At 39.8% G+C, this 21,974-nt stretch carries 26 protein-coding genes; 10 read left to right on the top strand and 16 right to left on the bottom strand.

All coding sequences use genetic code 11. From position 1 onward, the window contains the following. Positions 1-175 precede the first annotated feature (175 nt). The 4 genes from nusB to O3640_RS07460 form a co-directional block, all read right to left on the bottom strand. Positions 176-601 carry a transcription antitermination factor NusB gene (gene nusB / locus O3640_RS07475; protein WP_045504424.1) on the bottom strand — a complete coding sequence of 142 codons (426 nt, stop codon included), beginning with the start codon at positions 599-601 and terminating at the stop codon, positions 176-178. Then, complete coding sequence (locus O3640_RS07470) at positions 594-983, bottom strand: Asp23/Gls24 family envelope stress response protein (RefSeq protein ID WP_008809845.1); 390 nt, start codon at positions 981-983, stop codon at positions 594-596. The genes nusB and O3640_RS07470 overlap by 8 nt, the downstream gene beginning before the upstream one ends. Before the next feature lie 19 nt (positions 984-1,002). Next, entirely contained in the window at positions 1,003-1,563 is a 561-nt protein-coding gene (efp, locus tag O3640_RS07465; RefSeq protein WP_008809846.1) for an elongation factor P, read from the bottom strand. A gap of 61 nt (positions 1,564-1,624) precedes the next feature. After that, positions 1,625-2,686: a M24 family metallopeptidase gene (locus tag O3640_RS07460; protein WP_371586816.1), complete on the bottom strand. Its 1,062-nt coding sequence runs from the start codon at positions 2,684-2,686 to the stop codon at positions 1,625-1,627. Positions 2,687-2,832: 146 nt separating this feature from the next. Here O3640_RS07460 and O3640_RS07455 point away from each other — a divergent pair, with 146 nt between their 5' ends. Continuing rightward, positions 2,833-3,588 carry a hypothetical protein gene (locus O3640_RS07455; protein WP_223350270.1) on the top strand — a complete coding sequence of 252 codons (756 nt, stop codon included), beginning with the start codon at positions 2,833-2,835 and terminating at the stop codon, positions 3,586-3,588. 37 nt (positions 3,589-3,625) lie between these two features. Here O3640_RS07455 and uvrA read toward each other — a convergent pair whose 3' ends face one another. Continuing rightward, positions 3,626-6,451, bottom strand: coding sequence for an excinuclease ABC subunit UvrA (gene uvrA, locus O3640_RS07450; protein ID WP_270654624.1), 2,826 nt, complete (start codon positions 6,449-6,451; stop codon positions 3,626-3,628). Between the two features lie 129 nt (positions 6,452-6,580). On the opposite strand from uvrA, the gene O3640_RS07445 reads away from it, so the two are divergent. The 4 genes from O3640_RS07445 to O3640_RS07430 are packed head-to-tail and all read left to right on the top strand — an operon-like array spanning position 6,581 to position 9,171. Continuing rightward, complete coding sequence (locus tag O3640_RS07445) at positions 6,581-7,525, top strand: magnesium transporter CorA family protein (protein WP_008809852.1); 945 nt, start codon at positions 6,581-6,583, stop codon at positions 7,523-7,525. A 47-nt stretch (positions 7,526-7,572) separates the two neighbouring features. Beyond that, positions 7,573-8,046: a hypothetical protein gene (locus tag O3640_RS07440; protein ID WP_125444537.1), complete on the top strand. Its 474-nt coding sequence runs from the start codon at positions 7,573-7,575 to the stop codon at positions 8,044-8,046. Between the two features lies 1 nt (position 8,047). Beyond that, positions 8,048-8,476 (top strand): hypothetical protein, encoded by a 429-nt coding sequence (locus tag O3640_RS07435; RefSeq protein ID WP_118106169.1) that lies wholly within the window; start codon positions 8,048-8,050, stop codon positions 8,474-8,476. Between the two features lie 20 nt (positions 8,477-8,496). Next, the gene (locus O3640_RS07430) at positions 8,497-9,171 is read left to right on the top strand and encodes a DUF1129 domain-containing protein (RefSeq protein WP_270654623.1); all 675 of its coding nucleotides are present in this window, start codon (positions 8,497-8,499) and stop codon (positions 9,169-9,171) included. Positions 9,172-9,209: 38 nt separating this feature from the next. Here O3640_RS07430 and O3640_RS07425 read toward each other — a convergent pair whose 3' ends face one another. From O3640_RS07425 to O3640_RS07415, 3 genes are all read right to left on the bottom strand, one after another. Next, a complete protein-coding gene (locus O3640_RS07425) occupies positions 9,210-9,719 on the bottom strand; it encodes a GNAT family N-acetyltransferase (protein WP_270654622.1) in 510 nt (169 codons plus the stop codon). A gap of 197 nt (positions 9,720-9,916) precedes the next feature. After that, complete coding sequence (locus O3640_RS07420; RefSeq protein WP_371586815.1) at positions 9,917-10,936, bottom strand: hypothetical protein; 1,020 nt, start codon at positions 10,934-10,936, stop codon at positions 9,917-9,919. Then, positions 10,937-12,607, bottom strand: coding sequence for a hypothetical protein (locus tag O3640_RS07415; RefSeq protein ID WP_371586814.1), 1,671 nt, complete (start codon positions 12,605-12,607; stop codon positions 10,937-10,939). 119 nt (positions 12,608-12,726) lie between these two features. On the opposite strand from O3640_RS07415, the gene O3640_RS07410 reads away from it, so the two are divergent. From O3640_RS07410 to O3640_RS07400, 3 genes are read left to right on the top strand one after another with little or no spacing between them, the layout of a single operon-like run. Further along, positions 12,727-13,725, top strand: a complete 999-nt coding sequence (locus O3640_RS07410; protein ID WP_371586813.1) for a hypothetical protein — start codon at positions 12,727-12,729, stop codon at positions 13,723-13,725. After that, positions 13,697-14,512, top strand: coding sequence for a hypothetical protein (locus O3640_RS07405; protein ID WP_008809858.1), 816 nt, complete (start codon positions 13,697-13,699; stop codon positions 14,510-14,512). The genes O3640_RS07410 and O3640_RS07405 overlap by 29 nt, the downstream gene beginning before the upstream one ends. A gap of 2 nt (positions 14,513-14,514) precedes the next feature. Then, the gene (locus O3640_RS07400) at positions 14,515-14,982 is read left to right on the top strand and encodes a hypothetical protein (RefSeq protein ID WP_008809859.1); all 468 of its coding nucleotides are present in this window, start codon (positions 14,515-14,517) and stop codon (positions 14,980-14,982) included. Positions 14,983-15,103: 121 nt separating this feature from the next. On the opposite strand, the gene O3640_RS07395 is transcribed toward O3640_RS07400, so the two are convergent. From O3640_RS07395 to rpsF, 7 genes are all read right to left on the bottom strand, one after another. Continuing rightward, on the bottom strand, positions 15,104-15,298 hold the full coding sequence (locus O3640_RS07395) for a DUF1648 domain-containing protein (protein WP_008809860.1): 195 nt from the start codon (positions 15,296-15,298) through the stop codon (positions 15,104-15,106). After that, positions 15,298-16,908, bottom strand: a complete 1,611-nt coding sequence (locus tag O3640_RS07390; RefSeq protein WP_051312038.1) for a hypothetical protein — start codon at positions 16,906-16,908, stop codon at positions 15,298-15,300. The genes O3640_RS07395 and O3640_RS07390 overlap by 1 nt, the downstream gene beginning before the upstream one ends. Then, the gene (locus O3640_RS07385; RefSeq protein ID WP_008809862.1) at positions 16,835-17,548 is read right to left on the bottom strand and encodes an ABC transporter ATP-binding protein; all 714 of its coding nucleotides are present in this window, start codon (positions 17,546-17,548) and stop codon (positions 16,835-16,837) included. Before O3640_RS07385 ends, O3640_RS07390 begins: the two co-directional genes overlap by 74 nt. Before the next feature lie 140 nt (positions 17,549-17,688). After that, entirely contained in the window at positions 17,689-18,345 is a 657-nt protein-coding gene (locus O3640_RS07380; RefSeq protein WP_084624310.1) for a TetR/AcrR family transcriptional regulator, read from the bottom strand. Positions 18,346-18,398: 53 nt separating this feature from the next. Continuing rightward, complete coding sequence (gene rpsR / locus O3640_RS07375; RefSeq protein ID WP_000068664.1) at positions 18,399-18,638, bottom strand: 30S ribosomal protein S18; 240 nt, start codon at positions 18,636-18,638, stop codon at positions 18,399-18,401. A 38-nt stretch (positions 18,639-18,676) separates the two neighbouring features. Continuing rightward, positions 18,677-19,168 carry a single-stranded DNA-binding protein gene (locus tag O3640_RS07370; RefSeq protein WP_008809864.1) on the bottom strand — a complete coding sequence of 164 codons (492 nt, stop codon included), beginning with the start codon at positions 19,166-19,168 and terminating at the stop codon, positions 18,677-18,679. A 16-nt stretch (positions 19,169-19,184) separates the two neighbouring features. Next, entirely contained in the window at positions 19,185-19,475 is a 291-nt protein-coding gene (rpsF, locus tag O3640_RS07365; RefSeq protein ID WP_002896497.1) for a 30S ribosomal protein S6, read from the bottom strand. A 212-nt stretch (positions 19,476-19,687) separates the two neighbouring features. On the opposite strand from rpsF, the gene folE reads away from it, so the two are divergent. Then, positions 19,688-20,251: a GTP cyclohydrolase I FolE gene (gene folE / locus O3640_RS07360; RefSeq protein ID WP_008810025.1), complete on the top strand. Its 564-nt coding sequence runs from the start codon at positions 19,688-19,690 to the stop codon at positions 20,249-20,251. A 47-nt stretch (positions 20,252-20,298) separates the two neighbouring features. Next, positions 20,299-21,120: a PrsW family glutamic-type intramembrane protease gene (locus O3640_RS07355; RefSeq protein WP_008810026.1), complete on the top strand. Its 822-nt coding sequence runs from the start codon at positions 20,299-20,301 to the stop codon at positions 21,118-21,120. Between the two features lie 93 nt (positions 21,121-21,213). Here the strand turns inward: O3640_RS07355 and O3640_RS07350 are convergent, their stop codons facing one another. After that, positions 21,214-21,972 (bottom strand): epoxyqueuosine reductase QueH, encoded by a 759-nt coding sequence (locus O3640_RS07350; RefSeq protein ID WP_020992702.1) that lies wholly within the window; start codon positions 21,970-21,972, stop codon positions 21,214-21,216. Positions 21,973-21,974 lie beyond the last annotated feature (2 nt).

The raw sequence follows: 21,974 nt of genomic DNA, 5'->3' as shown, positions 1-21,974 counted from the left end.
TTTCATAATGATTGTCAAGAAAGACTCCTAGCTTAGCATCTAATAATTTGCTATTTTTTGAAGGACTAGCTTCACGTAAGGGTTTTGATCTTTTGTATTACTTCACCACTAGCTCCATCTGCATTCTTTTTAGATTCCTTACCGCAAAAAAGCCGAGATAAGAATCTCAGCTTTTTTATTCTTCTGTAACAAATTGACTCAAAATCCCATTGATAAACTTACTTGATTTTTCATCTGAGAATTTTTTCGCCAGCTCAATAGCCTCGTTAACTGCAACAAGCTGTGGTGTCTCGTCATATTCTAGTAGCTCATACAAACCTAAACGCAGAATATTTTTCTCTACCAGAGTCAAACGATCCAAGGTCCAACCAGCCTTCAAATACTGAGTAATCTTATCATCGAGCTCACTTTTGGATTGCATAACGCCATTAACTAGATTGAGCAAGAAGATCGGAAGTTCAACTTGTTCCTCTTCTTCCTTATCATGTAGATAAGCAAAGCGACAAGCTTCAACTATGTCTCCATCATACTCCAGACTCATCAATGCCTGAAATGCGCGCTCACGTAAATCACGTCTTGAGTCTACCATTACCTTACTCATTGAGGAAATCCTCGTCAAATAAATCAGCCATATCTGGTTTTGGAGATTTTTCTGGAACAATACCTGCAACATGGACATTAACAGCTGACAAACTTACATCTGCCATATCATGGACAGCACTTTTCACAGCCTTTTGAATGGCCATAGCAACGGTAGGAACCCCTACACCATATTCCAAGTAAAGATAAATATCCACTGTCACATCGCCATTATCCGCAGTATGAAGATAGACCCCACGACTCAAAGAACGCTTAGCTAAGCTATCTGACATACTCTTGTTTGCAAAAGAGTGAACTCCGTCTACTTTTGCAGTTGCAATCGCAATGATTTTTTCCAAAACGCGTGGCGCAATAACAATTTCACCTAATTGTTCAGTTGCCATAGTGATTACCTCTTCTATATTATGCGCGAGAAACGTAAGTTCCTTCTGCAGTGTTGATGATCAATTTTTGTCCAACTTCAATAAAGTCTGGAACGTTAACGACAAGACCAGTTTCAAGAGTAGCTGGTTTACCAGAACCAGTTACAGTAGCACCCTTGATTGATGGTTGAGTTTCAGTTACAACTAATTCAACGGTTGTTGGCACTGTCACACCAATCACTTCATTTCCATAGAACTGGATTTTTACGTCAGAGTTTTCAAGGATGTATTTCAATTCATCTTCAACATTGACTACTGGAATTTCATATTGGTCATAGGTTTCAGTATTCATGAAGTAAGCAGTGTCATCCATTTGGTACAAGTATTGAGCTGGAACAGTTTCAATAATAGCTTGCTCAAATTTTTCTTCTGGACGGTAGCTTGTATCAAAAGTTGAACCAGTACGGACGTCACGCAATTTCATACGCATGATCGTATTTCCTTTACCTGGTTTATGGTGGCTTGCTTCCAAAACGCGGATCAATTTACCATCAGCTGTTTCAAAAGTCATACCAGCTTTCAATTTACTTGCTTCAATCATGTGATTTTTACCTCTTTAATAAATAATTTACTCTTTATTGTACCATAAAGCCTGATAATTCTCAAATAACAATCAACTCTTTCGGCGCAAGAGTTAGGACTTGACAGCCTGTTTCTGTGATGAGGAGATCGTCTTCGATGCGGACGCCGTATTTGCCGTCCAGATAAATACCCGGCTCATCAGTCAAGACCATGCCCGCCTCAATCGGCTCTTCTGACTTGCCAAAGTAAGGAATCTCATGGATATCCAGACCGATACCGTGGCCAATCCCGTGGCTAAAGTAAGGACCATATCCAGCATCGTTAATAATATGCCGCGGAATTCGGTCAAAATCAATCCGACTAAGCCCAGCCTTAGCAGCTTCTATCAGAGCTTGATTGCTGCGCAGGACAATATCATAAATCTCCCGCTCTTCGTCTGTCACCTGCCCCACATGAATTGTCCGTGTCATATCGCTGACATAGTGATTGTAGTAGCAGCCAAAGTCCATGGTCAGGGTTTCGCCATTTTGAATGACCTTTTCACTAGCCACACCGTGAGGCATAGCAGAGCGGTAGCCTGAAGCGATGATAAAGTCAAAAGAGGCACCTGAAGCACCTAGCTGACGCATCCGGGCATCTAAAAAGTTCATAACCGCTAGCTCTGTCGTCTCACCTGGCTTGATAAAGTCCAGTACATCTAGGAAGGCTTGATCTGAAATTTGGCAGGCCTTGCGAATGGTCGCGATTTCTTGCTCATCTTTAATCATGCGCAAATTCTCGATAAAACCAGTCATTGGCACCAGTTCATACCCTGAGAAAAGACTTTCTAGCATCTTGAAGTAAGCGTAGGAAATCTCGTCATCAAAGCCAATTTTTTCCAGCTTGTCGTCCGCTATGATTTTAGCAATCTCACCAAGTGCGTCTCGCGTTTCAACAATATCAAATCCTTGAACTACTCCCTTGGCAATCAGTGTATAACGGGCATCCGTCAGGAAAATACGACGTGTCTTACTGATGAAAACTGTCGCCTCTGTTCCGCTAAAGCCAGTCAGATAGTATATATTTTTTAAATTGGTTACTAAGACAGCATCACATTCTGTCTGAGTCAATGCTGCTTCAAATTTTTCAACTCTTGATAACATGAGAAAACCTCCGTAAAATGATTCAATTTATTATAGCAAAAAAAAACCGAAAACAATACAATCTATATAGTTAGGATTAGATAAAATTGACATTTGAAAGCGCTAAATATATAATTTCTGTAAACAAGAAAGAATGAGGTAACGATATGAATAAAACAGAATTACTATTACAAAGACTAGATGATATTGGTCAGTCTCTAAAAGATTCTAGACAAGCACTAGCTTTGCTGGCACTTGGTTCTTGCGGAGTAGAAAGAGACCGATTGGATCAATACTCAGATTTGGATTTTTTTGTTATTGTAAAAGATGGCTACAAGCAGGCCTATATACAGGATCTAACTTGGTTAAGTAATCTAGAACCAATTGCATTTCACTACCAAAATACAGTGGACGGACATAAAGTTCTATTTGAAGATGATGTTTTTTGTGAATTTGCTGTCTTTGAAGCTCATGAACTAGTAAACATTTCCTTCGCTGAAGGCAAGATTATCTGGAAGGAGGTCGGTTTTGATGGAACAATCTGCCAGCCACAAAGATTGCAATCAAAAGAAAATAGAGACCGTGAATGGCTGTTGGGAGAGATTTTATGCAATCTATATATAGGACTAGGTCGCTATCAACGAGGCGAAAAATTGGCTGCTTATGATTTCATCCAAAACAGATCCGTCAAGCTTTGGACCGAACTAATCAATTTGGAAAAAACTTCTAAATCTGATTTTATAGATATTTTTAACAGCAACAGAAGATTTGAAAAAGGTTATCCAAACGAGGCCAAACAATTGCCTCACTTTTTGCAAGGTTACGAACGAATTTCTGAATCTGCTCAGGAACTCCTAGAATATCTTGATAAACACTATTCTCTTAACCCATTTATAAAAGAAAAAATTCGTAATTTATTATAAAAAAGACTCTGCCTAAAAAAGCAGAGTTTTTAAAATCTTATTTTAACTTTCCTTTCAAATAGTGTCCTGTGTAGCTGGCTTCATTGGCCGCTACTTCTTCTGGAGTTCCTGTTGCGATGATGGTTCCACCACCGACACCACCTTCTGGGCCTAAATCAATAATATGGTCAGCTGTCTTAATCACATCTAGATTGTGCTCAATAACTAGGACAGTATTTCCATCATCAACGAAACGATCCAGAACTTTTAGCAGACGAGAGATATCCTCTGTATGCAGACCTGTCGTCGGTTCATCCAAGATATAGAGAGACTTGCCGGTCGATCTCTTATGAAGCTCACTAGCCAGCTTCATCCGCTGGGCTTCACCACCCGATAGAGTAGTCGCTGGCTGTCCTAAAGTAACATACCCTAGGCCCACATCTTTAATTGTTTGTAGCTTCCGATTGATCTTTGGAATATGTTTGAAGAAATCAACTGCATCATTGACTGTCATATCTAAGATTTGTGAGATATTCTTTTCCTTATAGTGTACTTCTAAGGTCTCACTGTTATAGCGTCTTCCATGACAGACTTCGCAAGGAACATAAACATCCGGTAAGAAATGCATTTCGATTTTGATGATACCGTCGCCCGAGCAGGCCTCACAACGGCCACCCTTCACGTTAAAACTAAAACGACCCTTCTTATAGCCACGAATCTTGGCTTCATTGGTTTGAGCAAAAAGATCCCGAATATCATCGAAAACTCCAGTGTAAGTAGCAGGGTTGGAGCGCGGTGTCCGACCAATTGGACTTTGATCAATATCGATTAAACGATCTATATAATCTACTCCAGAGATCGTTTTAAATTTTCCAGGCTTATCCGAATTACGATTGAGTCTTTGAGCCAAGGTCTTTTTTAGAATAGAGTTGACCAAGGTCGATTTGCCGGATCCCGAAACTCCCGTCACAGCGATAAACTTCCCAAGTGGGAAACGAGCTGTAATGTTCTGTAAATTATTTTCAGCCGCACCTGTAATTTCGATAAAACGCCCATTTCCTACACGACGTTCCAGTGGTACTGGAATTTCACGCTTGCCTGATAGGTACTGTCCAGTAATAGACTTTTTATTCTTAGCCACTTGTGCAGGAGTACCAGCTGCTACAATTTCACCACCAAAGACTCCCGCTCCTGGCCCAACATCAATCAGCCAGTCAGCCTCCCGCATGGTGTCCTCATCGTGCTCAACCACAATGAGGGTATTTCCTAGATCACGCATCTTCTTGAGGCTGGCGATCAGGCGGTCATTGTCACGTTGGTGCAAGCCAATCGATGGTTCATCAAGAATATAGAGGACGCCGCTCAAATTAGAACCAATTTGAGTCGCCAAACGAATCCGCTGACTTTCGCCTCCTGATAAAGTTCCGGCAGAACGAGATAGAGTCAGGTAATTAAGGCCAACATTATTCAGGAAGGTTAGCCGGTCATGAATTTCTTTGAGAATAGGACGCGCGATAGTAGCTTCATTCTCAGTCAAGCTAAGCTTGTCCAATTGATTTAAATGATCTGCAATAGACAGATCTGAAATCTGACCGATATGCAAACCAGCTTCGCCTCCAACCTTGACCGACAAGGCCTGAGGACTAAGACGATAGCCATGACAAGCTACACAGGACAACTCATTCATATAGGTTCGCATCTGGGTCCGAGTATAGTCACTATTGGTCTCATGGTAGCGACGGTTGATATTGGTAACTACTCCCTCAAAAGGAATGTCAATATCTCGCACACCTCCGAATTCATTCTCATAGTGGAAATGGAATTCTCGTCCATCTGAGCCAAAGAAAATCAATTGCTTTTCTTCTTCACTTAGCTCTTCAAAAGGCTTGTCCATATCAATGCCAAAGGAGGTCATCGCCTGTTCTAGCATCTGCGGATAGTAGTTGGAAGAGATCGGATTCCAGGGCGCCAGTGCACCTTCTCGTAAAGTCATACTAGAATCTGGTACCACAAGATCTAGGTCTACTTCTAGTTTCACGCCCAAGCCATCACAGTCCGGACAAGAGCCAAAAGGCGCATTGAAAGAGAAAAGACGTGGCTCAAGTTCTGGCACCGTAAAGCCACAAACCGGACAGGCATAATGCTCAGAAAAGAGCAATTCTTTCCCATCCATGGTATCAATAACTACATAGCCCTCTGCAATCCGTAAAGCAGCTTCGACCGAATCAAAGAGGCGACTCCTCACCCCTTCCTTGATGACAATTCTGTCTACCACAACCTCAATGTCATGTTGCTTGCTCTTTGATAACTCAGGAACTTCTGTCACATCGTAAATTTCACCATCCACGCGCACTCGGACGTAGCCGTCTTTCTGAATCTTATCAAAAACAGTCTTATGCTGGCCCTTTTTCTTACGGATAACCGGAGCCAAAATCTGCAAGCGCTGGCGCTCTGGAAGTTCCAAGACTTGGTCTACAATCTGCTCAACAGACGAAGCCGTAATAGCTCCGTGACCATTAACACAGTAAGGCGTTCCAACACGGGCATAGAGCAAGCGCAAGTAATCATTGATCTCAGTAACAGTCCCTACAGTTGAGCGGGGATTTTTACTAGTCGTCTTTTGATCGATGGAAATAGCCGGGCTAAGACCATCAATTGAGTCTACATCCGGCTTTTCCATATTACCTAAGAACTGCCGAGCATAGGCTGACAAACTCTCCACATAACGACGTTGCCCCTCAGCATAAAGAGTATCAAAGGCCAGACTGGACTTGCCTGAACCGGACAGCCCTGTTACCACAACTAGCTTGTCTCTAGGAATTTCTACATCAATATTTTTTAGATTATGAGCTCGCGCTCCATGGATCACAATTTTATCTTGCATCTTAACCTCACTTCACTTTGAACATTCTCTATTATATCAAAATTTTCTCTATTCTTTTGCCCCAAAAATCGTGAATTTATAGTATAATAGTACGGTGTCTAAAAAAACAATCTGGAAAGGAAAAAGAGCATGAAACAAGTCTTTTTATCAACTACGACCGAATTCAAAGAGATCGACTCCCTCGAATCGGGCACTTGGATCAATCTTGTCAATCCTTCCCAGAGCGAATCAGTTGAAATTGCTAATGCTTTCGGCATTGATATCACCGACTTACGGGCGCCACTCGATGCGGAAGAAATGTCCCGGGTAACCATCGAAGATGACTATACTTTGATTATCGTGGACGTTCCCATCACTGAAGAAAGAAACAACAAGACCTATTATGTCACTATTCCGCTTGGTATCATTCTGACAGAGGATGCTATTATCACCACCTGTTTGGAAAAACTCCCCTTGTTGGATATCTTCATCCACCGTCGCCTGCGCAACTTCTACACCTTTATGAAGTCACGCTTTATCTTTCAGATTCTCTATCGTAATGCCGAGCTATATCTAACAGCCCTACGTTCTATTGACCGCAAGAGCGAGCAGATTGAAAGCCAGCTACACCAGTCTACGCGAAACGAAGAGTTGATTGAACTCATGGAGTTGGAAAAAACCATTGTCTACTTCAAGGCCTCTCTCAAAACCAATGAGCGCGTGATTAAAAAACTGACCAGCGCCACTAGTAATATCAAAAAATATCTAGAGGATGAAGACTTGCTGGAAGACACCTTAATTGAGACCCAGCAGGCCATCGAGATGGCAGATATTTACGGAAATATCCTGCGTGGGATGACAGATACCTTTGCGTCCATTATTTCCAATAACCAGAACAACATTATGAAAACTCTGGCTTTGGTAACGGTCGTTATGTCCATTCCAACTATGATTTTCTCTGCCTATGGTATGAACTTTAAAAACAACGACATCCCTCTCAATGGCGAACCGCATGCCTTTTGGATTATCATGTTTATCGCCTTTGCCATCAGCGGTTCCCTCACCGTTTACCTCATGCACAAAAAACTATTTTAATTGCAGGAACATACATATTCTGCCAGTACTGGTCGTTTTGGTAAGACTTGGGTTTCTGGTACACGGGGCATAATCCTATAACCATTGAAGGAACCAAGTCCGGAGGGCCTGTAGACTTTCTAGCACTTCGTACTAAATTAGCACGGGCGCTGGATTGTCCAGATGGGCCTAAGAAACTACAATTCGATGACCAAGACGGCAAGTATTACATGGCTATCGTTACAGGACAGCCTAAGTTTACTGAAGATATACAAACGCGTCTTAAAGAAATGGACGTTGACGCGTTTATACGATATATGGTTGTTGAAGGCGTTGTAACGCAATATCTAACTAACTACATGTTTGAAATCGCTGAGGAATGGGCGGATTGGTGTAGTTATAACTTCGATAAGATATATTGTAGCCACAACTTTGCACAATTAGCAGTTGACCATAAGTATTATATTGAGGAGTGCATCTTAAATGCCAATAAGGTTATAGATAACCAAATCAACGAACAAGAGGAAACGGAGGAAGAATAAAATGAAAAGAACTATATTACTTACAATTATGGTATTGATGGTATTGTTTGTTGCCGGAACTGGTGTCTGGTATTTCGGAGTACCACACCCGCCTAAAGCCGATATTACTACGCTACAAGAACTTAAAGATAAGGTTAAAAGCGAAGATGATTTTATCGACAAGGTTGTGCGATGGGAAGTACGCGATGCACACCCTATTGGCGGATATGACCCCGATAAAAAGGCATATGGGTTCCTAGGTAAGGTTGACCTTGAAGGTAGTAATGACCCTATTTATGCAGGTCTTACTGTTCTTAATGCAGACCCTAACATGAAAATTCGTACAGGCGACGTATTGTATGTCAAGACAACAGAGTTCCAATCACAATCACCATTCGGGCCTTTTATTAAAGGTAATGTTATTTATATCGAGAAAGGTGCTAAGAAATAATGAACTTAGAAGGAAAGCCTATGTCACAAGTATCTATAGACAAACTTAGCAAGAAGAACCAAGAATTTATTCGCATTGCAACTCACCAGTTGATTGAAGCTGGGAAAACCGATGAGGAAATCAAAGTCCTCCTAGAAGAGATTATTCCTACCATCCTTGAAAACCAATCCAAAGGAATCACTGCCCGTGGTCTCTACGGATCCCCAACTGCTTGGGTTCAGCAATTAACCGCTGCAGAGAAAAAAGCAGCTGAAAATCCTGCACAAAATGACGATCCGCGCCTCATGATTTTGGATTCTGCTCTTTTGATTTTCGGACTTTTATCCATTTTCCAAGGAGCAGTTAACTACTTTGCAAAAACACCGAATCCTTACGGATTTACTACCCTAGTTCTGGGTAGTTTAACAGGAGGTTTGGTTTTCTATTCACTCTACCATTTCATTTATCGCTACTATGAACTGGACCAAGAGTACGGTACTAAACCACCTTTTTGGAAATCAGCCATTGTTATGAGTGGTGCTGTCCTACTTTGGTTGGTCGCCTTCACTCTTAGCGCCTTCCTACCAAGCTTCCTTAATCCGCAATTGCCAAACCTCCTTGTCATAATGATTGGTGGTCTTGCCCTAGTAGGACGCTGGTACCTCAAGAAAAAATTCAACATTAAAAGCGCCACAGCTAACCCGAGACGCTACTAATTTTTTGATTCCTAAGCTGACTTGCTTAGGAATTTTTTTTATTTCCTTTTTTTCGAAAAATAAAGTACTAGGTCATCACTATTTTCACAAGGAGCATATGGGGCAAGGGCTTCATTGTTAAACCAAAGTCCCGAACCATCTGGAATATATCCTCTTTTAATATATAAGCGCTGTGCCGGCCCATATCCCTTATGTAATCCCACTCCCAAGGTAACCACATCTGAATATTTCAGGGCTTCTTGCTCTGCTTTTTCGATTAGAGCCGTGCCAATCCCCTGCCTTTGAAAGCTTTCAAAAACATTAAAATCAGTTAACTCCGGATAAAGACCTGCAAAAGGACCGTGATTTGCTAATGGAATGACTGTTATATAACCTGCCAGAAATCTGCCAACAAGAGCCACCAAAACTTGGCGTTCTCCTACCTCTTGCTCAAGAAAATATTTGTTCAGAATATCTTTTCGCTCAGACCATCCCTGCTCAACAAAAGCATTTGATAATCCTTCAATATCCTCAAAAAGCATTTTTCTGACGATTCGCTCTTCACCCATATCATACTCCTTATAACAGATTCTTATCTCATTTTAACACTTTAAAGAGAAATAAAAAACCCTGCAAAAGCAGGGATTTACTTGGTCTTCTTTTACGAAAGCCGTTCTTGATCGCTATGAATACATTCTTTAAGTGTTATCAAGTGTATAAGCTTCTCTCAACCATGTCCGACCAACTTTGCTAGAAAAGAAGTAAGCTAGTTTTTATCTTTTTGGTAGAGGTTTAGAAAATCTTGATAAGATTTTAATAGATGATCCTTCTTATCAGACGAATACCAACCATCTAGTTTGATGTTAGTATAGAGATCGATTTCCCCTTCAGCAGCTAAAAGCTTTAGACTTTTTTCATAAGAATCATCGCCAGTTATCATTAAGCTCCATCCGGCACTAAATTTCTTTTCTATACCAGGCAATTCTTTACTTAATTTCAAACTCTTAATATTTAAATCCTCTCCTCCCTCGATGAGAGTAATATTCTGTGTTTTATTAGCCAAGACTAGTCCATAACGATTCAATTTATCATCCAGGTCAGTAGCTGAATAGATTGGTTGCTTAGCATGGGCTGTTAGAGGTTCGAAATAGCGATCCAGAGAAAAAGTCTGACCATTTTCAATATTCGTATAGAGAGTCTGGGTAAAGGAGCCACTACTTGAACTAGAATAGTAGCTTGCATTTGATCCACCTGGTAGATATACCTCAAAAGCAAAATAGAGTTGACTGTCTTGAGGATCTTGGTACAGTTGGTGACTCACTTTCCCTGGAATAGCTTGAGGATGTAGGTTTTGAGCCAACTGGAGTAGGTCATAATCTTTGTAAGTCCCTTCAGCCTGGTTTAGAAGGCTAATTTTTACATGGTTATTTTTGTTCTTATCTTTACTAAATTGCTGGTAACTATCGTAGTAAAAAGTTTTGTTGGGGTAATTCATCTCTTGCTGCAAGATATACTTGTCAGACAAGATGGCCAAATTAGGATTCTCTACCATATAGAGATTATCACCCAGCTTTTCTATCTTAAAAGTCGCATCCTTATCTGGTCTATTTTTACCAACCTCTTGCTGCTCAGTCTGATTTTGCTCAGAGTGTATAGTGTTTTTTTGTTTTTCAGCAACATAAGAAGCCAAAAATAGACCAATTGCAAATGCTAAAGTATAGCCACAAATATTCAAAAAGATTTTATTTTGAAATAGTTTTTTTATCTTTATAATGATCTGACTCACTTATCTTTCCTCCGGAACTTTTACTCGACGAAGCTGACCATCTATAAGGACATAGATAATTCGTCCCGATTTTATCATTTTATCAGGGGTTAAATCATGAAAATTATTTATCTTAAACTGCAGAGGAACTAAAGCCTGGTTACCGTTTTGAACCATTACAGAAATTGATCCTGCCACAAGATTGTCATTAGTTTCGGCTTGACTAACCGTCATCTGTCCTACCTCAAGACTAAATATGGAGAAAATTCTATACAGAGGTCCTTGCTCCACAATCTCCTTAACGGTATTCATATACGATTCAGACAAAGGGTTGCTAGGATTATATTGAAGCCAATTAATATATTGCGGGCCGGCTGGATTAGACCGCTTAGATTCATCAATAAGAGTGCTGACGTCTTTTACAGTTTTTATTCCATAGCGTCTGGTTTTATCGAAACTAACTTGATTTAGCATCGTATTGGTAGAGCTAAGATCAGTCAGGCTTCCTAAGGCACTTATGTGGTCATATAGATCGAAATGCTGCGTGTAAACCGGACCTTTTTTGAAGTCAACGGTAACTACTTCTTCACTATCGATATCAAGTCCAATTGGGACAATCCCTTCCGCCCAATTGATTTTGCCTTCCTCCTGTACCTTCTTTATAAACAAGTCATAAGGAAGTGGAGTTTCAGGACTTTTCTTCTGTTTTACGATTTGTTCCGCTTCATACTCTTGTTTCTTTTGAGCAGACCAAAAAGGAGCTTCTCCTGGATAATTAAATAGTCTAGCAAAATCAGAGGCTTGTTGAGTGGAATCCTTAGTGTATTTAAACAGTGGATAGATAGCGAAACTAGCTTTCTTAGCCATTTCGAGGACATGAGGATATTCTTGATAGAGATTGATCAGGTCTCCACCCTGATATGGTCTCATCATGATAACCTTGTCTTGATTTTGCTTTTCTTGGTTATCATAGGAATTTGTGTCTTTTTTAGCATCAAGAATAAAGCTTAAGCTCTTTAAACGGTCAGCAAAAATAGGATTGCTTTGAGCAATTTTAAATTCACTATTATCGCTAGCAGTTAAGACTTCTTCTTGTGCAGCTCCTATGTAGTGAGCAATCCGACTCTTTGCCGTCTTTAAGTCAATAATCAGAGATGCTTTTTGAAGGCCACCATCAATCTCTTCCAGCGCTATTTCTATATAAGGAGCATCTGGAGACGAGTCAAGCACATCTAATCTCGCGGTACTCTTAATGTTATATTTTTTCTTTTCTTTAAGAAGAAGGGCTCGTACATCGACCTTCTTTAATGACTGAATCCCTTCGTCCTCTTTGTAAATATCAATCTGATAAAAATATTCCGTGTTTTTTTTGTCATAAAAAGCCTTCCCCTCGTCAGGATACGGATCCTCGGGGAGCTTGTAATTCTGTGCAACTAGATAGCCATCTTTTTCCTGGACTTCCCCAAACTTGTCGATAGCCAGGGCAATATTTCCGATTTTCTGAAAGTCATTTACCTGACTAACACCTATTCGATACCGTTCTTCTGACTCAGTCCGACTATGATTCTTGCTAATCCCTTCCCTTTTTGCAGGTTCAGGACTAATCGTTGGGTAATAGATCAGATAGGTTACTAGCGCTAGAAAAAAGAAACTAGATATTTTAATGATTTTTTTGAAACGTGTTTGATCCATATTCGCTTCCCTAATAAAAATATAATAATACCATTCTATCATACTTTTCTTCCACTTTTAGCAGAATTCTTACCCAAAAATGATATAATAGTGCATAATCTATCTTAAAGGAGTATAAGATGAAGAAGCTAGAGAATTTCTCTTGGCAAATGTGGCAAATTTATGCTTTAGCAGCGCTGGTCGTTTTTATTGTCGGTGGTGCTTGTTCTTTCTTTTTTGTAAAAGAAGCTACTTATGTAGTGAAAGAACGAAATTATGTTTATAAAGGGAAGAATCTACGTTTAACGAATTATGTAACAATTGGAGAGAATGAGCCTGAATTCCCTATGATAGCCCTCTCTTTTAAGGAAGATGATAACGATCGGAGCTCATCTGTTTTTGCCGTAGGTCGGAAATATCTAGCAGTTCAAGATTCCAAGCAATATGATGGCACACTGAAAAAGAAGGATAAGGAAGAATACTTCCGAATTCGTTATTACCAAATAGGACAAGAAAAAGGAGAAGGTCATACGATTGATGCCTTAAAGATTGTTCAAGATATGGGATATGTATCTATAAATGGCGAATTAGATAATCAGATGTATTCTGATGGAAAAAATGACTATGTAAAAATCCAGATAGACTACAATAACGAAATTTATATCAATCTGACTAATAAAAAGGCAACAAAAAAACGCCCCAAAGAGACGATCCAATTCGGCTATGGAGGAATCTATCGTGCACTCTCAGATCCATCATTTATTACTGAGGCATATAGTGATGACGAGAGTAATATACATAGTTACGGACCTTGGTTTGAGTACAAAAAAGACGATAAAGACTCAATTTCAACTGGCAATTCTTCCGACAAGAATCATAGTAGCAGTAATGTTAAAACTGAGGATAACGTAACACTTGCAACACTTAAGAAGTATGGTTATTTATTAGTTTTAAAAGAAAATATGACCTTAGATGATAGTGAAACTCTGACAAAGATTTTATATCCTGATGCCTCCTATTTTCACTGGACCATTAGGAGCAGATATACAAAAACTGGCCGGGAAGAGTATGTAGAAACAGATCAAGAGTTCAAGCAAGTAATTAAGGAGGATGCTATTGAAAAAGATATTGAAGATTAATTCTGACAAGTGGAAAAGTATGCTTGTCCTCGTGTGCTTTCTAGCACTCTTGTTCCTGTTTTTCTATAAGAATCTAGAGGCCAATCTCAAGGGTTTTTATGCTAATCGGAATTTCCCTGGAGAGATTAAGATTACAGGCTTTTCCTGGGCTGAAAAAAGAACGGGCATTGATGTTAATTTTACTTATACTGAAAAAATTAACGGCAAGAATATTTCTCTGCCCTTGAAAAAATCCGTACGCTTTAAACAATTAGTCATGCCTTATTATGACAAAATAGATTTATCTGATAGATACAACCCTATATCTGAGTTAGGGACGACTTATGATGAATCTATCAGAGTTTATTTACCAATGATTGAAAAAATGCTGGAAATCAATCCCGAACGGACCAAGTTAGAAGAGTCTTTAACAAGAAAATTAAATCAAACTCCAGATCTAAGTGGAGCATCAGCTAAGTTAAGAAGCACCCTATCTGATCAAGCTAATTTTGTTAGAGGTGAAACTTGGTATAGCGATCGCATTGAAGATGCTACTAAAAATAAACATTCTATCCTTGAGGAATTGTACGATTTTTCATTAAATCATGCCTTGTCACAAGGAGCTGTCTATGTCCAAATTATCTTGCCCAAAGGAGTCGACAGAGAAGATATCCACCTAAGAGACCAAATCCAACAGTTGTTAGAACAATTAAGCCTGCCAGATGGAGCCTACGTCCTAGGGACGATTGATGAAGCAGAAGGTGATTTTGTCGTCGTTGAGCAAGGAAAAATTAGAGAAAGGAGATAGGGATGTCAGAGAATAAAGAAAAGGTTAAAGTAAGTTTCCCTTGGCAAATCGGATTATTAGTTGCACTTTACTTAGTTATTGCTAGTATGCCTTTTTTACACGATAAAACATCACAAATTTATCTATTCCAAAATAATAATCCTATTTTTGGTGGAAAAGAATTTGCAGATCTGAACAATTCCTATTTTAAGAATTCCTTTATTTTTCTATCTGTTCTTCCTGCCCTAGCCGTTTTATTGAAATTCATTTTAAAAAACAAAGGCTATCCTTTTCTAGCAAGTTTACAATCTTTTCTATTTTTTATAGCTAGTTTTGTCTTAATGGTTTACACAATGTTCTCCATCACCATCCAAAGAGACATTTATAAGCTTGATTGGGGATATTACTTCTGCCAAATAATTTTTCTAATTTTTATCTTTAATGATCTAAGCTTTCTAAGAGCATGGATAAAAAAGATACCATCACCTTAATTGCAAAGAATAAAAGAAAAAGAACCATTTATGAACCGTATAGAAAGCTATATTCAGTTCATAAGTGGTTTTTTGATGGTCACACCTAGCTTCTCTTAGAAATTGTTCACTGACCTCTTTTTTATTTGCTTCGAAAATATTTCCAATAAAGAGAGCAGGGAATGGGCAAACTGAGAATCAACCAAAAGCGGTTGACAACAATGTCCGCCTTTCCTGCGCTGTTAAAATGAATGAGAACCTGCTCTGGTATCAGGCAGATAAGCAAAAATATGATTACTGCTAAGATAAACAAAACGAATAAATCTTTCTTTTTCATTAGCCATGGACCTCCTTAAAATATCCTTGTTTTATTAAATGCCTATAAAGGACGGCAGCCAAAAGCAAAAGTCCAAGAGCTGAGATTCGCAGCGACATCTCCAAGTCCATACCAAATAGTAAGGATAAGCAAAGAGGGAACACAAGAACCAAGATGCCAATTCCTCCAGACAAGATAGCCGAAAAACTTTGCTTAATAACAATCATTTCATTGTCCCAGATGAACTTAGGATAATGAAAATTGACCACAAGTCCCTGAAGAGCTGTAAACAGTGAATAAGCCAGTGAAATAAGGACCAAATCCACTACTTGCAATCCTCCTAGCGAGAAACGCCAAGTCAGAACAGGCAAGCCCAGCAGCAAGGCCACGAAATGTAAAGACACCGTCAAGGCCAGCTTTGCCATCATTATCTGCCTCATAGAAACCGGGAGCGTCTGAAGCAGCCAAATCTCTTCCCCCTCTAAGGAAATACTGACAGCTGCAGGATTGGAAATACTGAGACAGCCAGCCAGTAATAGGGGTAAAAATTCTCGGCTATCTCTGAGTCCAATCGAAGAAAAGAGGACATCAGGACCCATAAAACAAAGCGAGATGGCTAAAACGATGATTAAAATGGTTCCTAGTCCACTATTGAGCATATAAAGATAGGAACTCACAAAATTCGCAAATTCTCTCCTATAAAGAGCCATAAAGGGAGACTTCTGCCAGCTTCTATAGACTTTGCTTTCTGACTTCACTCCTGTTATCATCTGATTCATTTTTAAATAATTTCTACTTAAATACCTTAGAAAAAGTCCTGTCAGCGCAAACGAGACAAACATCAACAAAAGGCTAGCCCACCAAAAATGCTGAGGGTTAAAAAACAAGCTTGCCGGAGGATAAAGAGAAGTCAGCTGCTTGGTAAGCAAGAGACCAACATTTTCTACTGATAATCCGGCTCTCATAGCCCACATACTGCCTGTTGCTAGGCCCAAAAGCAAGAGAATAGAAAAAAGGAAGGCAACTGGATTTTTATGAGGGGCCTTTGAGGCTATGTAGGCAACGCACAAGCCAAGTAAAGATGCTAAACAGAGAGGTAAAAGAGGAACAAATCCCATTAAAAGCAGATAAAGAATCAACTCCAACAAGGACGCACCATATCTAAAACAAACGAGGCCTGCTGGGAGCATGAGAAGGACGGCAAACACACTGTTCAAAAGATAAAGAAAAGCATATTTCTCACAGACAATCTCTCTAATACTGAGCGGCAATACGATGAGCCTGTCAAGTTCCTCTTGGTCAAACAAGATGCCATTTGATTGCATCAGACTGAAAAAGAAAATAATAAAACTAACCAAGGCAATCATATAGGCTGGAATCAAATTTGCCTGCCCCAACTTGACCAAACTCAAAGCCGTCAAAAAGTTATAGCCTGAAAATAGCAAAACAAGCAAGAAGAGCAGACCAAGCTTAAAATACCTGCCCAACCCTCGTCCTTTCCTTAAATCATTAAGCGAAAATGTGCTGTATAATTGTACTTTTAAAAGCAAAAGAATATTAGTCATCATCCTGTAACTCCATAAATACTTGTTCCAAACTGGATGCCCCCTTAACTTCAGAGGCCCTTCCATTAGCCACCAAACGACCCTTCTGCAGAATTGCTACCTTATTGCAGAGTTCTTCCGCAACCTCTAAAACGTGAGTAGAAAAGAAAATCGCATGCCCTTGACTGGCTAGCTCTCTCATGATCTGCTTAAAATAATATGCGCCTTTCGGATCCAAACCGACAAAAGGTTCATCTAAAATCAACAATTCTGGCTCATGCAAAAGGGCCGCTATTAGTGCCAATCGTTGCTTCATTCCATGTGAATAAGCTGATATCAACTGATCCAAAGACGTATCCAGCTCAAACATTTTAGAATACTTTTCTATAGCCGCTTGCCTTTTTTCCAAAGAAACCCTATAAATGTCTGCTACAAAGTCCAAAAACTGCCTTGCTACTAGATTTTTATAGAGGTCTGGATTATCCGGCAAAAACGCCATCTTTTTCTTACAAAGCAAGGACTCCTTCCTGATAGAGTGCCCGCAGATATAAATATCTCCTTTATCAAAATCATGAATCCCCACAATCGCCTTAATGGTGGATGTTTTACCTGCTCCATTGGCACCGATGAATCCATAAATATCCCCAGGCTCCACCATCAGACTAAGATCATCCACAGCCTTTTTACCGTTGCTATATACTTTTGTTAAATGTTCTATTTTTAACATGAATTTCTCCTTTTATTTAAACTGACATTTTGTCAGTTTTGGCGTAAAATTTTTTATAATTTAGATTAAGAGATTGAAGGCTCAAACTGACATTTTGTCAGTGCAATTTCTAAATAAAAGGCAGAAAACTGCCGATTATTCTAAAAAATAGATTCTTCTAATCCTAAGGTTTTTTCTAGGATTACCTGGAAACTGGTGAGATAATCCTGCAAAGTCTCTGGTTTTTCATTACTCATCTTAATATCATTTGACACAAAGACGTAGGCAGTCATGAGAAAAGAAGCCGTTTCATGTGGATATTTTAAATGAAAATCTCCGGATTTCTGTCCTTCCTCCAAGATATGAGTGAAGAAAACAATCATCCGTTCACAGAGTCTATGATAAAAGCGATCTAAAACATAGCGATTGGTCTCCAAATTGACGGTTTCCTGCAAGACCTGATTTTCCTGTGTTCTGCTTTCCTCTGGGATAAGGGTCGCCTCAATAAAGGCTCTGATTTTTTCCTTGGCCCCAACATTTGGCTGATAGCTAATCTTTTCTAGCTTTCTCAGCAAGGGCTCAGAATTCTTTTCAATCAGACAATAGAGAATGTCTTCCTTATCCTTAAAATGATAGTAAAGCAGACCTCGTGAGATTCCAAGCTTATCAATAATATCTTGAGTTCTAGTCTTTAGATAGCCTTTTTGGGCAAAGAGCTGTAAGGCTGCAGACATAATCTCTGCTCTCCGTACCTCTACTTCCTTGACATCACGCATGATTTCTGCCTCCTTGTGGTCAGTATAGCACCTAACTGACATTTTGTCAATGATATAATAAAAAAACAGCAGGTCAGAGCCTGCTATTAATCAAATTAGTCTTCATTTACGAAAGGCATCAAAGCCATTACGCGAGCGCGTTTGATAGCTGTTGTTACTTTACGTTGGTTTTTAGCTGAAGTTCCTGTTACACGACGAGGAAGGATTTTCCCACGTTCTGAAACGAAACGGCTAAGAAGCTCAGTATCTTTGTAATCAACATATTCAATTTTGTTCGCTGCGATATAATCAACTTTTTTACGGCGTTTGAATCCGCCACGACGTTGTTGAGCCATGTGTTTTCTCCTTTATATTATAGTTCTAGTTTGTCCAATTAGAATGGCAGATCATCATCTGAGATATCCATTGGATTTGAGTTACCAAATGGATTCTCATCACGAGAAAAATTCGGTACTTGGTGAGACGAGTCAGCGCCTCCGAAGCTTGGTGCTGCATTACCGCCAAAGTTATTTGGAGCATAGCCTCCAGACTGTCCTTCACGGCTTGTACGACTTTCCAATAGTTGGAAGTTATCTGCAACGACCTCAGTGACGTAGACACGTTGACCTTGCTGATTTTCATAATTACGAGTCTGAATACGACCTGTAATTCCGACTAGAGCACCTTTTTTAGCCCAGTTTGCAAGATTTTCTGCCTGCTGACGCCAGATGACAACATTGATAAAGTCTGCTTCTCTTTCACCATTATGGTTTTTAAAATTACGATTAACAGCTAATGTAAATGTTGCAACCGCTTGGTTTTGCGGTGTATAGCGTAGTTCAGCATCGCGGGTCATGCGACCTACAAGTACAACGTTATTTATCATGAATCTACCTTCTTAATTAAGCGTCAAGTTTGACGATCATGTGACGAAGAATGTCAGCGTTGATTTTTGAAAGACGGTCAAACTCTTTAAGAGCTGCATCGTCGTTTGCTTCAACGTTAACGATGTGGTAAAGTCCTTCACGGAAATCTTGGATTTCGTATGCAAGACGACGTTTTTCCCAATCTTTTGATTCAACAACAGTTGCACCGTTGTCAGTCAAGATAGAGTCAAAGCGTGCTACCAAAGCGTTTTTAGCTTCTTCTTCAATGTTTGGACGAATAATATAAAGAATTTCGTATTTAGCCATTGATTTTTCCTCCTTTTGGTCTAATGACCCCAAGACTTTGCAAGGGGTAAGTGAGGTTTTCTCACGAATAACTATTATACTAGATTCTCCATGAAATAGCAAGAGAATTCTTTAAAACTTCATGAACGAGATATTCTGATACTGCTCAAGTATTTGACGGCCCTGTTCCTTTCCGATATAATAGGACTAGTTTGACTGATGAGGAGTTTTTTATGTCTGATTTTGAAAAATTGCAAGAGACTGTTTACCAACTATTAAAATTGGTTGGGGAAAATCCTGACCGTGAGGGGTTGCTCGACACACCAAAGCGAGTAGCTAAAATGTATCAGGAAGTATTTTCTGGACTTGGTCGAGATCCTAAGGATGAATTTACTGCTGTATTTTCGGAAGGTCATGAAGAAGTCGTTCTTGTAAAAGATATTCCATTTCATTCCATGTGTGAACATCATCTCTTACCTTTTTATGGTGTTGCTCATGTCGCCTACCTACCAAGCAATGGCAAAGTCACCGGGCTGAGCAAATTAGCCCGTGCAGTTGAAGTGGCTAGCAAACGTCCTCAACTACAAGAACGCCTTACTGCCCAAATTGCGACAGCCTTAGATGAAGCTTTGTCACCCGAGGGTGTATTTGTCATGGTTGAAGCCGAACATATGTGCATGACTATGCGAGGAATCAAAAAACCTGGTAGTAAGACTGTCACGACTGTTGCAAAAGGAATTTACAAAGAAAATGTTCATCAGAGACAGGAAATTTTGTCCATGATTCATCACGACTAATTCCCTCTTATCACTCAACACATTATGCTCACCTTAGAAAGAAGTTTATGAAGAAAAAATTAGTATTTCTCCTATTTCTGGCTCTAATCTGTATTGGAATCGAGTACGAAACAAAGACCTATACTCTAGGCGAATTATCCGGCAAAGCCTACGGCATTATTGGACTGGCTGCCTTATTAGCCTTGCTTTATATCGTTCCAGCTAGCTTAATCATTTTACACGTTCAAAAAAAATGGAAGACTCCACTTGCCAGCTTAATCATCGCCTTCTTGGGCGGGCTATTCATCGCGGGATGGACTTCTGGTCTTGCCAACACTTATATCCATGACGGTGTTTCTACTTTATCTATTTCTTTTATTAATGATTTAGAAAGTGCTATCGTAGCGCCACTTGTCGAAGAGCCTCTCAAATTGATCGGTGTAGCCTTTGCTCTCTACTTAGTTCCTGTAAAAAACTTGAAGTCTATCTTACTTCTAGGAATTGTAGCGGGATTTGGTTTCCAAATCAGTGAGGACTTCTCTTATATCTTATCTGATATGTCAGAAGGCTTCTCTTTCGCTATCTCAGGAATTTTGGGACGCGTGGTTGGCTCAATCGCCTCACATTGGCTCTACACAGGCTTGACTGCTTTCGGTTTGACCCTCATGATTCGCTATCGCAAAAAGAATGCTAGCAACTTCAAAACAGGACTTATCTACTTCCTAGCGGCTTTCATCCTACATTTCATCTGGAACTCACCGCTTTCAGCTATTGAAACCGAAATACCGCTTGTAAGACCCATCCTATCTGCCCTAGCTATTTTTACCTTCTTCCTAGCCTACCAAACAGCTGCGCGATTGGATAATGATCAGCCAAGTTTACATTTTTAAACACTTATATAATAAAAAGAACTGCCCCAAGACAGAACAATCTATCTTAGAGCAGTTCTTTTTATTGTCCACAGACTATGAGTCTATCAAGAACTAATCTATCACTGTGAACTTGATATGAGAGTGGTCCTTTTCTAAATCCTTGCCCGCCATAAAGGCTGTAGCTTCTTTCTTTACTTTTACTAAGTCGATTCCCTGGTCTTGGGCACCAAAAATACAGCCACAATAACACTGACGATAAATATCATATTCCTCGCACATCTCCACCGAGCGCTTGTAGCCTTGATTTTTCTTGAAATCACTCGGTAAATAGTGAGTAGCATAGACCTTTTGAACCTCAATACCAACACTGTTGATGGTTTGTGAATTCTTATGTGGGCTGATAGTCAGGGCACTACCGAAATAATCAAAACCAAGTTCAACCGCAACTTCTGCCGTCTGGTCCAATCGATAGTCATAACAGACCTTGCAACGATCGCCCCCTTCAGGTTCATCCTCCAGGCCATGAACTTTTCGGAAAAATTCCTGAGGTGCATAGGGTGCTTCCAAATACTGAACTGTATAGCCTGTTTTCTCATTGAAGTCGCTGACAAACTTTTGAGTCACATAAGCCCTCCTCTGATACTCCGCCTTAGGATGAATATTGGAGTTGGCAAAATAAATTGTCACATCCGCATATTGGCTGAGATATTCCAAGGTATAGGTCGAGCAAGGGGCGCAACACGTATGCATAAGAATAGTTGGACGTTTCTGATCCTTTTCCCAAACCTGGACCATTTTCTGCATGACACGGTCATAATTGATTTTCTGGTTGAGATTCATCTTGCTCAGAATTTCTTCTACATCAATCATCA

Source organism: Streptococcus sp. 27098_8_75 (genome assembly GCF_041432475.1).
GTDB lineage: Bacteria > Bacillota > Bacilli > Lactobacillales > Streptococcaceae > Streptococcus > Streptococcus gordonii.
The sequence above is the reverse complement of the archived record's forward strand: the minus strand, read 5'-3'. Positions and strand labels throughout refer to the sequence as shown.